This is a genomic window from Pseudomonas sp. RL_105y_Pfl2_101, assembly GCF_963970585.1.
Classification (GTDB): Bacteria; Pseudomonadota; Gammaproteobacteria; order Pseudomonadales; family Pseudomonadaceae; genus Aquipseudomonas.
Map to the genome: position 1 here is coordinate 67,492 of NZ_CAXAPG010000019.1, position 13,157 is coordinate 80,648.

Here is a 13,157-nt window from a genome sequence, read left to right on the forward strand (position 1 = left end):
CCATACGTTTGGGGATCAGAACTTTTTCGGCACGGGCAAGGGCCGGTCGATACAACCATGCTCAGGCGCGCGTCGTGCGGGTAGGGGAACCAGCGAAACCAATTCCTCTTCGACGATTTGATTGCTCATGGCCAATTCCAGCTCGGGGCAGTCAATGCTGAGCCAGTCACCGTGCTGGAGCGGCACGTTCGCGGTGCGATGGCTCAAGCTGTGAAACACGTAGTGAACCAGCCCAGGCTCGAGAAACTGCTCATGTTTCTCCAGGAACTCTTGCGAATATCGGCGCAAACTCAGCCAGCGATGCAAACTCATCCGATGGTGACTTGCCGTCAACGGCTGGCCGTCGCGCTCTATCTGGACATTGATGGCCAAGTCCGCCTGCAATTCCCCCACGATCAATGCCGGGGCAATCGCACAGGTGCGCAAGTGCGCATGCGTTGCAGAAGTGGCATCACGGCTGTGCAATACATGATCGTGAATATCGTTGCCCAGGGTAAAACCAATGAAGCGCAGCGCGCCAAACGGGTCGACCCAATAGAGGCAGACAATGCACGGCTCGCTACTGATGCTTTGTGAATGATAAGGCACCTGCAAAGGGTCGCCGTCGGTCTTGAGCAACCGGCCGTTACCTTTGTAATACCAGGCTTGTTCTGTCTTGGCGGTACAGAGCGTGATTTCGCTGATCTGGACCAATAGATTGCTATCAGGCTTGAGCGGCGGCCGGTATTTCATCGCCGTGGGTGTAAGCGGGTAGGGCGTGGACGGCAGGTCCTTGAGATAGGACTCCCAGTCCATATTCCGATCAGCGCAATGGGCCAGGGCTTCATAAAGATTTCCCTGGGGTGGACGCACTTCACGGCTTTGGCCGGACTTGAAGTCAAATACACCAAGGCCTCCTCGCGGCACTGGAGAGTCCAGCAACATTACATAATGGGTCATCACTTATCCTCCAGGGTCAAGCTTACGGACAGGGGGGCGTAGTCCTTGAGTCGGCTGAAAGCCGGGTTTGTCTCTTTGAGCCATAAGGACAGCAAGCCCCCCGTGATACTTCCGGCCAGTGCCAGGAACAGTATTGCGGTGAGTCCCCACGTCATGGCGATGTAGCCGGCGAAAACAGGCGCGACGCCCCCTCCAAGGATCTCTCCACAGCCCACCACCAGGCCCGTCGCGGTGGCCAATAAACTGGGCGGCACTGATTCGCTGGTCAGTGGGCCGACCGTTATGCAGATCAGGCTGAAGTTGATAAAGGACAAGAAAAATAGTTGAAGGAACAGCAGCCAGGGCAGCGGTGGGCTGATGATCAATAAACCCACCAACAGCGCGCTGATCATGAAGCAGGTGGAAACCACGGGCTTGCGACCCAGTTGGTCGGACAGGCCGGGAATGACCAACTGGCCAAAAAAACCACCCAGGCCAATGGCAGAAATGATCATGGCCATGGAGAAGTTGCTCAGGTGCAGAATGTCTGTCAGGTAGCTGGGGAGCAGGGCACACAGAACGAACTGGCACGTCAGTATGCAAAGCATCAAGGCAATATTGAGCCGCACATTCCCGCTGGACAGGGCCGTCCTCCACTGGCTTTTGGAGGTATGCGCAATCGACGCCGTGCCGGGCATCTGGGTCGGTTGATAGGTTCTATACAGGTACCAGGCCACTAACAGGCCGGGTAACGAAATGATGGCGAATACGGCGCGCCAGGATCCGAACACTTCAAGCAGGACACCTGCCAGCAGCGGTCCGAGGCACAGGCCGATGATGGGGAACAAGGCCTGTTGAATACCTAGATTGAGTCCGCGCCGGCAAGGCTGCGAGACTTCATCGGTGACAATGATACTGACTGGCGTGAAGGCGCCTTCACAGACGCCCATCAAGGCACGCAAGAGCACCAGGCCCACCAGGCTGGTGATCAATGCAGACGCACCGGCCAGGAGGGATAACAGGGTGATCGACAGCACCAGTAACTTCTTGGGGCCCAGTACCTTGACGGCGGCGCCCATGAACAGGGCAGAGCCTCCCCATGCAAATGCCAGGATGGCCGACAACATGCTCAAGTCCTGATAGTCCAGGGCCAAGTCACGCATGATCACCGGGAACAGCGGCATGATAATGAACCTGTCCAGTCCTACCAGCCCGAAGCTCAGCGACAGAAGCGTGATCATGCGCCTTTCATAGCCGCCCCAAGGTCGCGCGACCAGATACTTCATCTCCATGTTCCTTCCCCTTCATTCCCTTGCGCTTTCGAAGCCCTCTCGAACGAGGTGAGCGCCTGCGATCCATACTCCGGCAGCCAGGGGCAGGTGTGCCCCTGGCTGGGTGCCGGTGTTTTATCGGGTTTGTCAGGCGACCCACTTGCCCACGGCCATTTCAGCGGTGAAACCGGGGCCGAAGGCCGCCAGCATGCCTGTCGCGCCATCGACAAGCCCGCTGTCGAACTGACGTTTGAGCACATCGAAGACCACCACGCTGGCGATGTTCCCGGCTTCACTCAAACTGTCGCGAGACTGCGCGACCCGGCCGGGTTCCAGGTCCAGTTGCAGGACCAGTTCATCAAGAATTTTCCGTCCGCCTGTATGGAAGATGAAAAAGTCATTTTGAGCGCAATGTTGATTGAAGGTGTCGTAGTTCAATTCCTCCATCATAGGAGCGACATCTTTAATGGAGTTCATGACGGCCTTATCCAGGGTAAAGTGAAAGCCACTGTCTTTGACGTCGTATTTAATGTAGTGCTCGCTGTCAGGCAGGAAGTAAGACCCGGTCTTGGCGATCTTGAAACCAGGCGCCTGGTCATCGGCGCGCATGACGCAGGCCGATACGGCGTCGCCGAATAACGCCGCGGATATGAACGCATGCAACTTGGTGTCCTGGGGTTGATAGCAGAGCGACGAGAACTCCAGGGAGACGATGAGGACATGGTTGTCCGGCGCCCGACTGGCGAAGTCATTGGCTCGATTGATCGCCGCAGCGCCTGCCACGCAGCCCAATTGAGCGATGGGCAGTTGTACGGTTGACGTTCGCAGGCCCAGGTCATTGATCAAGTGGGCCGTCAGCGAAGGCATCATGAAGCCCGTGCACGATGTCACTGCCACCATGCGAATGTCGTCGATGGTCAGCCCGGCATTTTCAATGGCTTGGCGTGCCGCGATAGATGACATGCGGCGAGCTTCGCGCTCATAAACGATGCTGCGGTGGGTGAAGCCGGTGTGCACCGCCAGTTCATCGATAGGCAGAACCAAGTGCCGTTCATTTACCTGTGTGTTTTGAATCATTCGTTTGGCAAGTGCCATTCGTGGGTGATCATCATGCAACTGCTCTAGATGCTCGATCATTTGTTGCTGGGTGATCTTGTATTGCGGAAATAACAAACTGGGTTTGCAAAGAGTAGACATGACAAGTCCTCGGCTAAAAGCCAATAAAGTTAGAAGCACATTTAAGGCAATGACTGCAACGCAGGACTCTGAAAGGCAGAATCAAAACAGCGGGCTGGAGAGCCAAAAAACTTGACTGTTGTTATCGAAAGAACGGGGTGTAGCGGACGCCTTGTTTGTTATTTCACCAATACAAATTTGTAGGCATATTGCCAAGCCAAGTTGCTTTCCCGGACATGTTTGCGAATAACCATGCGCACGGGCGCACCGCTGACGACTTGCCGGGGATCGATGACATCAACGATTTCCGAGGCAATCACCAGGCCATCATCCAGACGCACCATCGCCATGAAACGAGGCACGGTTTCGCCGTAGCCCATGGCCGCCAGTATCGGATTCTCGGCATGGGCGCTGACTTGGATCGTGCCGGTGCGTGCGCAGCGATACGGTTCCACATTTAATGAATTGCACGCGCCGCAGACGGTGCGCCGGGGGAAGAAGATCTCGTCGCAATCCTGGCAACGGCTGCCTTCGAGACGGTATTTGCCGCCGTGCTCGCGCCATTCGCGCAACATGCTGGCAGTGGTCATGCGGTGAATTTGTTCAGGGTAAAGGGACATGGTCGGCTCCTTAATCGTTGGAAAGCACAATGACACTGTTGTGCGCGGCGTAACCGCCCAGGTTTTGCGAGACACCAATACGGGCGCCTTTGACTTGGTTGTTGGACTCGCCGCGAAGCTGTCGGAACAACTCAGTAATGTGCAAAATCCCATCGCAACCGGAGGCGTGGCCGCGTCCGATGTTGCCGCCGTCAGTGTTCAGGGGAAGTTGCCCGTCAAGAGCTATGCCGCCTTCCAATACGAAGTCGCCGGCCTGGCCTGGACCACATACGCCCATGGACTCCATTTGAATCAACCCGGCGCCCAGCAAGTCGTAGACTTGCGCCACATCGATGTCCTTTGCTGTGATACCGGCTTTTTTGTAGGCGATTTCGGCGCAGGCCATCGAGTTGGCGGAAACCGCCATGCCTACATCTTTTGGCAGTCCCGGAAATTGCAACGTCGGGTTGTGATAGCGCGTGCCGAAATAGTGCGATACACCGGTGTAGGCACAGCCACGGATAAATACCGGTTGGGTCGTGTAACGGTGCGCAAGGTGTTCTGCCACCAGGATGGCGCAACCGCTGGCTTCACCCCAGGCCAGCATCGAGCCACAGGCTTCGCTACTCTTGAGTGCTTCGAGGGACGGAATAGGTACGCCATAGCGGGTAGCCGTGGGGGTGTTATGGGCATAGATACGCATCTGCCGCCCAAAAGTCGCCAATACATCCGCTTCGCGTCCTGCATAACCGAATTTTTCAAAATACTCGGCGGTCGCCAGGGCGAAGGCGTCTGTGTGTGAGATGCCGAGGAAATAATCGTATTCACATTCAGTGCTGGAGCCGATGTATTCGGCGTAGTTGATGTGGTCGGTCATTTTTTCAAAACCGCCACACAGGACGATGTCGTATTCACCTGAGGCGACCATTTGGTGAGCCATCTGGAAAGACACCGAGCTACTGGTGCAGTTGGCCGTACTCATGAACGTGGGGGCAGGGCTGATACCCAAGGCATCGGAGATGGTCGGGCCCAGGCCGCCGTATTCAGAAATACCTTCGCCGTGGTAACCATAGGCAACTGCCTGGAGTTCGCGGGGGTGCATCTTGATGGCGTTGAGCGCTTGGTAGGCTGACTCGACGATCATCTCCTTGAAAGTCTGACGAACTCTGGAACTGCCCGGTTTAGGGGTATAGGCAGCCGAAACGATAGCAACGCGTCGTGCGCACATAAGAAGGTGCTCCTTGCTGGATGGATTGGAATCAGAGATAGGCCGTCAGGGCATAGTCAGGCCGCAAGTATTTGAACTCGTACTTGATCGACGTCCCGTAATCCACGTAGTACTTATCCTCCAGCAGTGTGCGCAGCGGAACGTTGGTCTTTTGATAGGCTTCGATGGCGTCGGTGACAGTCAAGGCAATGGCATCGCTGCCCGCACCAAACCCATAGGAAACCACCAGGATTCTTTCACCGGGACGCGCTTGATCGAGGACGTTGACCAAGCCCAGCAAAGGGCTCGCTGCCCCAGCATCACCGACACTCTGGGCATAGATGCCAGGTTCGATTTGCGCCGTCGTGAATCCCAGGTGCTTGCCGAGAGAGTAGGGGGTCGACACCAGGTTTTGCTGGAAGACGACATAGTCGAAATCAGCGGCCTGCGCATGGATTTTGGCCATCAATCCCGAGGCGGCACGACGAGTCTGGTCTTCAAGGCCGATGCTGTTCTTGTCCGAGCCCAGTCCCATTCCCGACCGGATATAGCGATCCCCCTGAGGCCTGATGTTGTCAGCGACATCTGCTGCGCAAGAAAAACTTGCGTCAAAATGCGCGATCACATTTTCTGTACCCAACAGCAGGGCAGCGGCCCCCGCTCCGGCGTAGGATTCTGTCAAATCACCGGGGGCGGTGTTGCGGTTGATCGTATCGGCGCCCACCGCCAAAGCGTTGCCCACCATGCCCGACGCCACCAGGGCGTATGCAATCTGCAGGGCGCTGGTGCCTGATTTACCGGCAAACTGTACGTCTGCGCAAAAGGCGTCGTAGCCGCAGCCGAGCATTTCCAGGATGATCGCGGCCGAGGCCCGGGAGTCATAAGGATTGGTGCAGGTGCCAAGATATAGCGCTTCAAGGGGACGCGGCGGCGCTTTGTCCAGCGCGCGTTGGGCGGCGAGCACGCCCAAGGTGATGACGTCTTCGTCAGGTTGCAGCACAGCCCTTTCAAGAACGCCCAATTGACCCTTTACCAAGCTCAGATCGGTGTTTTTCCACACCTGGATCACGTCGTCCACCTTGAGCCGGCAGACCGGGATGCCCGCGCCGTAGCTCACAATTCCTACTTTATTCATGTGTACTTCCTCCAGATTCCGTTCTTTCACCCGCTGGCAGAAAGCCGTGACAGGTGCATGAAATATTTAGAAACTATCTATTGGTGCTCGCAAAGTGATACTGGCGGTCCTATGCCCCGTAAATCGGGGGGGTTCAGGAGACAGAACCTGTCGGTCAACCTGTGAACAATAGGTTTATTTCCGTCCAATCATTATGTATGATACGAAACGTGCCGTATCGTTAAGGTCGCGTTAAAAAATTATGAATTTTTTTCTCCGATTTCCCTACGTGGAGGCAATAAACGCTCAAGAGACCCGCTGCTAAGCAGAAGCTGAGATCAAATAAACATACAAAACGAAACGATCCGTTTCATTGCTTTTCGAGAGAATCCTATACCCTGAGTCTCTTTTGTCAAGCGCCATATTGGAGATTTTGATTTATGGCCCGTAAACCATCTCGGAGCTCCATTGGTTCATTGAGGAGCCCTCACACGCACAAAGCGATCATTGTTTCTGCCATAGAAACACTCAAGGAGTGCGGTTATTCGGGGTTGAGCATCGAGGCTGTGGCTCGCCGTGCTGGCGCCAGTAAACCGACAATCTACCGATGGTGGGGTAACAAGGCAGCCTTGATCGCCGAGGTCTACGAGAGTGAAAGCGAGCAGATTCGCAAAGAGCCTGATAAAGGCTCCTTCAAGGAGAACCTCAATTTCTTGCTGCTCAATCTCTGGAAGGTCTGGCGAGAAACGATTTGCGGGGAGGCTTTTCGGTGTGTCATTGCTGAGGCTCAGCTCGATCCCAGCACGCTGCCCAAACTGAAAGACGAATTCATGGAGCGACGTAGGGAGTTGCCTCGCAAGCTGGTGGAAAATGCCATTCAGCAGGGCGAGTTGCCCAAGGATACGTCGCGTGAATTGCTCCTGGACATGATCTTCGGGTTTTGCTGGTACCGGCTGTTGACCGAGCAGTTGGAGGTGGAAGCGGATATCAATGAATTCACGACACTTCTGATGAACGGGGTACTGCGCACGAATTCGGCAGCGGTTCAGGGCGCCGCCGAAGCCTGATTATCGGGTGGGGTTGTCCTTACTTTGTGCCACTGAATTGTGCATGAAGGCTCGGCAGGATGCTGGCCAGGTGGTTGAATTCACACAAGTCATGCACGGCAAATTCATAAGCCAGGGTTTCCAGCTCCACTTCCCCCAGACCGTTTTCTTCCAGTAGCTGAGCGGCTCGCTCGGCGCCTGGAAAACGCTGCATGGCAGGGTGGCTGCCGACCCAGTAACGGCTCGTCAGGTACAAACCTTCCGGGCATTCCTTGAACAAGTGCGCCATCAATGACACTGGCACTTGCGGTTCGTGGGCCAGGCTCATCAAGGCGCTGACGCTGCCGTCTATTTTGGATTCGCGGTACAGATCCGGACAGAAGCCCAGCTCGCAGGGGTCCCTGAAATCAATGTGCAGGTGCATGAGACGGTCACCGACGTACTCAGAGGCGCAAAAGGTATTGCCGTACAAGCGCTCCTCGAAGCTCAGAGAGTCGTCGAGGAGGCGCTCGTGATGAACGCAGGGGTTTTCCACATGGGCATAAGGAAACCACAGGGTGTAGCGTTCAGCCTCCAGTGGATGCCACATGAACCACCACTTGAGCATCTCAGCTGTGCAGTTGGGGAAAAACTTGCGACTTTGCACGTAGGCCATCGGCCCTGGCAGCAGGGCGTATCCGGCCTCTTCGCTAATGAAATCAGCAGCGAGCATGCGGTTAAGGTCTTCAACGCTCGGCGTCAAGGTATCAGCCAAGGCCATGGGGCCTTGCTGTATTTTTTCGACTGCACTGAGCGGCACGCTGATTTTCGAGCGGAAAAAGTCGGCGTAGGGTTTGCCTTGGATGGCCCGCTGATTGGCCAGGAACTGCTTCTGCATTGGCAATGAGAAGTAGGTGAAAGGTGTCATTACGCGCGCTTCCATGACGGTATTTCCTTGGTAGTGCGTGAAAAGCCCGCAGCATCGGCTGCGAAGTCCTCGCGCGGTGTTGTAAAGGGACAATGACGGGACCAAAATAGGTAGGCTGAAATAAAAAGTCAAATTTGAATTAGAACTATAAAGAGATGAGCTCATGGACAATGCCATTGGCAAGCCTTCCCTGCCTCGTGCTTCGCGACTCGATGGGCAGGCAACGCGGTTGCAGATTCTGGAAAAAGCGGGTGAGTTGTTTGCCGAACAGGGGTTGGCCAACACCACCAGCAAGCAGATTTGCGAACGTTCGCAAGCCAACAGTGCGGCGGTGAATTATCATTTCGTAAACAAAGAGGGCCTGTACCGCGCGGTATTGCTCGAAGCCCACGCTCGGTTGGTGCGCATGGAAACTCTGGTTTCGCTTAATGAGCGGCCCGGCTCACCGCAAGACAAATTACGTGCCCTCATCACCGTGCTGGTTGAACGCCTGCACGACCATCCGGATGGCTGGGCGCTGAAAGTGCTCACGCGCGAAATACTTTCGCCTTCTCCTGAGTTTGAGGTGGTGCTCAAGGAGCAGTCGTTTCCCAAGGCGCACATCCTGCGTGGCTTGCTGGGGCAAATCATGAACTTGCCTGCGGATCATCCGACAACGTTGCGCAGCGCCATCAGCGTTTTCGCCCCTTGTCTTTTTTTGCTTATCGCCCATCAACCGTTAAAACAGCATGTGCTGCAAGGCTTGAGTCTCGAGCCGCAGGGTTTGATAGATCACATGATGAGTTATGCCCTTGGTGGGCTCCAGGCCGTGGCGGCGACTGCGCACGATGCTGCAAACTGACGCTCCATGGTTATTGGGGGCTACCGATGGCGACGGGTGCCGTCACAGTAGCCAACGGGGAGCGCGATGCATCGTTGATGCTCCACAGGCGCTATTGTCCTTTGGCAGGCAACCCCATCTTCGCCTGCGTCAGCGTTTCATCAGCGCGCCCCCATCCGCCGTCTGCCACCTCTTCGACCAGGACCATGGTGAACGGCCGAACCCCCTCGCCAAAGTACTCGACGAACATTTCCGTGGTGCGATGGATGATCTCTTCTTTGCGGGCGTGGTCCAGGATTCCTTCGGGGAATTTGTAGTTGGCAAATGGCATGGATCGACTCCGTGGGTGTGAGAAAGATGAGGCAGGGCGAAAGCCCCTGGCGCGCATGTTTCTCCTTTACGCCCTTGGAATAAATCCCTCTGGGTTGGCATCAGCATTCAACGTACGTGAACAATCGGCCGTCTGGACTCAGTGTGAATGACGCGGTTCACCACTGCGGGCGATCACGCGCAGCTGCAATGTCGCCGGCTCCAGGCAGCCCCCTGTGGAAAGCTGTCCCACCCGTTGCCGGTACAGTTCCTGCCAGGGCGTTTGCGAGGGTGGGGCATTCGGCGTCCATTCGCGTCGGCGCTGGGTCATCTCTTCGTCGTCGATCAGCAGGTTCACGGTGCGGGTATTGAGGTCCACTTCGATGCGCGCGTGGTAATCCTCCGGACCTTCGAGCACGATGGTCCGGGCTTCGAAACTGTTCTCGGCGCCGGGCTCGGACAGGTAGGTCTTGCGAAACGCTTCGTCCACCACCGGCACCTTCATGATCGCGCTGTCGAAGAAATTGCCGCTGAGCACGATGAAACCGGCGCGGTGCTTGAGCGGGGTGTCGAAGACGCCGCCTTCGCGAGCAGGCCCGCTCCCACAGAAGGACTCCGGATGCACGCGGATATTGTGTCCTCTGGAGATCCCATGTGGGAGCTTGCTCGCGATAGCGGTGCTCCGGCCTAGCCTCACTTGGGATCAACACGCCTGACACGCTTCATCACCACCACAAAAAACACCGGCACAAACACCACCGCCAGCGTGGCGCTGATCATCCCGCCGATCACTCCGGTACCGATGGCCTGCTGGCTTGCCGAGCTGGCACCCGTGGCAATCGCCAGCGGTACCACGCCAAGGATGAACGCCAGCGACGTCATGATGATCGGCCGCAGGCGCAGGCGGGCAGCCTGGAGCGTGGCGTCGATCAGGTCGTGGCCTTCGTCGTACAGGCTCTTGGCGAACTCGATGATCAGGATCGCGTTCTTCGCCGACAGGCCGATGATGGTGATCAGCCCGATTTTGAAGAACACGTCGTTGGGCATGCCGCGCAACGACACGGCCAATACCGCGCCGAGCACACCCAGCGGCACCACCAGCAACACCGAGGTCGGGATCGACCAGCTCTCATACAGCGCCGCCAGGCACAGGAACACCACCAGCAGCGACAGGCCCAACAGGATGGGTGCCTGGCTGCCGGACAAGCGTTCTTGCAAGGACAGCCCCGTCCACTCCTGGCCCAGGCCCGTCGGCCCCAGGGCCACCAGCCGTTCGATTTCGGTCATGGCTTGCCCGGTGCTGTAGCCCGGTGCCGGCTCACCGGAAATGCTCACCGCCGGATAACCGTTATAGCGGGTCAATTGCGCCGGCCCCTGGGTCCAGCGGGCCTGGACGAAGGCTGACAACGGGACCATTTTTCCGCTGTTGTTGCGCACATGAATCTTCAGCAAATCCTCGACTTGGCTGCGTTGGTCGCCCTCGGCCTGGACCACCACCCGTTGCATACGCCCCTGGTTGGGGAAGTCGTTGATGTAGGTCGAACCCACCGCCGTGGACAACACACTGCCAACGTCGGCAAAAGAAATACCCAGGGCATTGGCCTGCTTGCGATCGACCTCCAGTTGCACTTGCGGTGCCTCGGCCAGGGCGCTTTCACGCACATTCATCAGCATCGGGCTTTTGTCGGCGGCGGCGAGCAATTCGCTGCGGGCCTGCATCAAGGTGGCATGGCCGAGGCCACCACGGTCCTGCAAACGGAACTCGAAACCGCTGGAAGTGCCCAGACCGTCCACCGGCGGCGGTAGCACCGAGAACACCATGGCGTCCTTGATTTGACTTAACGCCAAGTTGGCACGGTCGGCAATCGACGCCGCCGAATCATCGGCGCCGCGTTGCGACCAGTCCTTGAGGGTGGTGAAGGCCAGGGCCGCGTTCTGCCCGCTGCCGGAAAAGCTGAAACCGAGGATGATCGTGCTGTCACCGACCCCCGGTTCGCCGGCGTTGTGAGCTTCGATCTGTTCCACCACCTGGACGGTACGGTGTTTGCTGGCACCCGGTGGCAGTTGGATGTCGGTGATGGTGTAGCCCTGGTCTTCCACCGGCAGGAACGAGGAGGGCAGGCGACTGAACAGCACGCCCATGCCCACCAGCAACAGGCCGTAGATCAGCAGATAACGGCCGCTACGTTTGACCGCATAGGCCACCCAACCTTGATAGCGCTCGCCGAATCGGTCGAAACCACGGTTGAACAGACCGAAGAAACCAGTCTTGGCGTGGTGATCACCTTGGGCGACCGGTTTGAGCAAGGTCGCACAAAGGGCCGGGGTCAAGGTCAGGGCGAGAAACGCAGAGAACAGGATCGAGGTCGCCATCGACAGCGAGAACTGCTGGTAGATCACCCCCACCGAGCCCTGCATGAAGGCCATCGGAATGAACACCGCCACCAGCACCAGGGTGATGCCGATGATCGCCCCGGTGATCTGTCCCATGGCCTTGCGTGTGGCCTCCTTGGGCGACAAGCCTTCCTGGGCCATGATCCGCTCGACGTTCTCCACCACCACGATGGCATCGTCCACCAGGATGCCGATGGCCAGCACCATGCCGAACATCGTCAGCACGTTGATCGAGAACCCCAGCGCGAGCATCGTCGCGAAGGTGCCCATCAGCGCCACCGGCACCACCAATGTCGGGATCAGGGTGTAGCGGATGTTCTGCAGGAACAGGAACATCACCGCGAACACCAGCAACATCGCCTCGCCGAGGGTGTAGATCACCTTGGTGATCGAGACCTTGACGAAGGGCGACGTGTCGTAGGGAATCTTGTATTCCACGCCGGCCGGGAAGTAGCGCGACAGCTCGTCCATCTTGTTCCGCACCAGGGTCGCGGTGTTCAAGGCATTGGCGCCCGGCGACAGTTGCACCCCCACGGCGGTGGACGGCTTGCCGTTCAGACGCGTGGAAAACTGGTATTCCTGGCTGCCGATTTCCACCCGTGCCACGTCGGCGATGCGCACCGTCGAGCCGTCGGGCTTGGCTTTGAGCACAATGTCGGCGAACTCCTGCGGCGTGTTGAGCTGGCCTTTGACGACGATGGTCGCGGTGATTTCCTGGGTGCTGCGGCTCGGTAAATCGCCCAGGCTGCCGGCCGACACCTGGGCGTTCTGCGCCACGATGGCGGCATTGACGTCGGCCGGGGTCAGGTTGAAGCCGACGAGTTTCTGCGGGTCGATCCAGATCCGCATGGCCCGTTCGGCCCCGTACAACTGGGCCTTGCCGACACCGTCCAGGCGCTTGATCTCGTTCATCACGTTGCGCGCCAGGTAGTCGCTGAGGGCCACGTCGTCGAGCTTGCCGTCGCTGGAGGTGAGGGTGATCAGCAACAGGAAGCCAGCAGACACTTTGTCTACTTGCAAGCCTTGCTGGGTCACCGCTTGCGGCAGGCGCGATTCCACCGCTTTGAGGCGGTTCTGCACGTCGACCTGGGCCAGTTCCGGGTTGGTGCCGGGTTGGAAGGTCGCGGTGATGGTGGCGCTGCCCAGGCTGCTTTGGGACTCGAAGTACAGCAGGTTATCGGTGCCATTGAGCTCCTCCTCGATCAGGCTGACCACGCTTTCGTCCACGGTTTGCGCCGAAGCACCCGGGTAGACGGTGTAGATCTCGATCTGTGGCGGGGCCACGACCGGGTATTGCGCCACCGGCAACTGCGGGATGGCCAGGATGCCGGCCAACAGGATGAACAGCGCGACGACCCAGGCGAACACCGGGCGGTCGATGAAGAATTGCGGCATG

General features: G+C 57.7%; 11 protein-coding genes and 1 pseudogene. 2 read left to right on the forward strand and 10 right to left on the reverse strand.

The window, feature by feature from the left end; all coding sequences use genetic code 11:
* Positions 1–15 precede the first annotated feature (15 nt).
* The 6 genes from AACY31_RS19250 to AACY31_RS19275 all read right to left on the reverse strand — a co-directional run bounded on the left by AACY31_RS19250 (position 16) and on the right by AACY31_RS19275 (position 6,306).
* On the reverse strand, positions 16–939 hold the full coding sequence (locus AACY31_RS19250) for a fumarylacetoacetate hydrolase (RefSeq protein WP_339482088.1): 924 nt from the start codon (positions 937–939) through the stop codon (positions 16–18).
* Complete coding sequence (locus AACY31_RS19255; RefSeq protein ID WP_339482087.1) at positions 939–2,204, reverse strand: MFS transporter; 1,266 nt, start codon at positions 2,202–2,204, stop codon at positions 939–941. Before AACY31_RS19255 ends, AACY31_RS19250 begins: the two co-directional genes overlap by 1 nt.
* A gap of 132 nt (positions 2,205–2,336) precedes the next feature.
* A complete protein-coding gene (locus AACY31_RS19260) occupies positions 2,337–3,386 on the reverse strand; it encodes a type III polyketide synthase (protein ID WP_339482163.1) in 1,050 nt (349 codons plus the stop codon).
* 158 nt (positions 3,387–3,544) lie between these two features.
* Positions 3,545–3,985 (reverse strand): Zn-ribbon domain-containing OB-fold protein, encoded by a 441-nt coding sequence (locus AACY31_RS19265; RefSeq protein WP_018600485.1) that lies wholly within the window; start codon positions 3,983–3,985, stop codon positions 3,545–3,547.
* 10 nt (positions 3,986–3,995) lie between these two features.
* Positions 3,996–5,192, reverse strand: coding sequence for a thiolase family protein (locus tag AACY31_RS19270; RefSeq protein ID WP_339482085.1), 1,197 nt, complete (start codon positions 5,190–5,192; stop codon positions 3,996–3,998).
* A 31-nt stretch (positions 5,193–5,223) separates the two neighbouring features.
* Positions 5,224–6,306 (reverse strand): hydroxymethylglutaryl-CoA synthase, encoded by a 1,083-nt coding sequence (locus AACY31_RS19275; RefSeq protein WP_339504976.1) that lies wholly within the window; start codon positions 6,304–6,306, stop codon positions 5,224–5,226.
* A 419-nt stretch (positions 6,307–6,725) separates the two neighbouring features.
* Here AACY31_RS19275 and AACY31_RS19280 point away from each other — a divergent pair, with 419 nt between their 5' ends.
* A complete protein-coding gene (locus AACY31_RS19280; RefSeq protein ID WP_339482082.1) occupies positions 6,726–7,352 on the forward strand; it encodes a TetR/AcrR family transcriptional regulator in 627 nt (208 codons plus the stop codon).
* A gap of 19 nt (positions 7,353–7,371) precedes the next feature.
* Here AACY31_RS19280 and phlG read toward each other — a convergent pair whose 3' ends face one another.
* Positions 7,372–8,253, reverse strand: a complete 882-nt coding sequence (phlG, locus tag AACY31_RS19285) for a 2,4-diacetylphloroglucinol hydrolase (protein ID WP_339482081.1) — start codon at positions 8,251–8,253, stop codon at positions 7,372–7,374.
* 148 nt (positions 8,254–8,401) lie between these two features.
* Between phlG and AACY31_RS19290 the strand changes: the two genes are divergently transcribed.
* Positions 8,402–9,079: a TetR/AcrR family transcriptional regulator gene (locus AACY31_RS19290; protein ID WP_339492120.1), complete on the forward strand. Its 678-nt coding sequence runs from the start codon at positions 8,402–8,404 to the stop codon at positions 9,077–9,079.
* 91 nt (positions 9,080–9,170) lie between these two features.
* Here AACY31_RS19290 and AACY31_RS19295 read toward each other — a convergent pair whose 3' ends face one another.
* From AACY31_RS19295 to AACY31_RS19305, 3 genes and pseudogenes are all read right to left on the reverse strand, one after another.
* Positions 9,171–9,389, reverse strand: coding sequence for a tautomerase family protein (locus AACY31_RS19295; protein ID WP_339482077.1), 219 nt, complete (start codon positions 9,387–9,389; stop codon positions 9,171–9,173).
* Positions 9,390–9,527: 138 nt separating this feature from the next.
* Positions 9,528–9,941, reverse strand: a pseudogene (locus tag AACY31_RS19300) (dihydroxy-acid dehydratase); the annotation flags it as partial.
* 119 nt (positions 9,942–10,060) lie between these two features.
* Positions 10,061–13,156, reverse strand: a complete 3,096-nt coding sequence (locus AACY31_RS19305; RefSeq protein ID WP_339482076.1) for an efflux RND transporter permease subunit — start codon at positions 13,154–13,156, stop codon at positions 10,061–10,063.
* Between the last annotated feature and the right edge of the window lies 1 nt (position 13,157).

Bases quoted from the DNA above. Each gene is read 5' to 3' on its own strand.
- AACY31_RS19290 (WP_339492120.1), top strand. From the start codon at position 8,402: ATGGACAATGCCATTGGCAAGCCTTCCCTGCCTCGTGCTTCGCGACTC.
- AACY31_RS19275 (WP_339504976.1), bottom strand. From the start codon at position 6,306: ATGAATAAAGTAGGAATTGTGAGCTACGGCGCGGGCATCCCGGTCTGC.
- AACY31_RS19265 (WP_018600485.1), bottom strand. From the start codon at position 3,985: ATGTCCCTTTACCCTGAACAAATTCACCGCATGACCACTGCCAGCATG.
- AACY31_RS19280 (WP_339482082.1), top strand. From the start codon at position 6,726: ATGGCCCGTAAACCATCTCGGAGCTCCATTGGTTCATTGAGGAGCCCT.
- AACY31_RS19295 (WP_339482077.1), bottom strand. From the start codon at position 9,389: ATGCCATTTGCCAACTACAAATTCCCCGAAGGAATCCTGGACCACGCC.
- AACY31_RS19305 (WP_339482076.1), bottom strand. From the start codon at position 13,156: ATGCCGCAATTCTTCATCGACCGCCCGGTGTTCGCCTGGGTCGTCGCG.
- AACY31_RS19250 (WP_339482088.1), bottom strand. From the start codon at position 939: ATGACCCATTATGTAATGTTGCTGGACTCTCCAGTGCCGCGAGGAGGC.
- AACY31_RS19270 (WP_339482085.1), bottom strand. From the start codon at position 5,192: ATGTGCGCACGACGCGTTGCTATCGTTTCGGCTGCCTATACCCCTAAA.
- AACY31_RS19260 (WP_339482163.1), bottom strand. From the start codon at position 3,386: ATGTCTACTCTTTGCAAACCCAGTTTGTTATTTCCGCAATACAAGATC.
- phlG (WP_339482081.1), bottom strand. From the start codon at position 8,253: ATGGAAGCGCGCGTAATGACACCTTTCACCTACTTCTCATTGCCAATG.
- AACY31_RS19255 (WP_339482087.1), bottom strand. From the start codon at position 2,204: ATGAAGTATCTGGTCGCGCGACCTTGGGGCGGCTATGAAAGGCGCATG.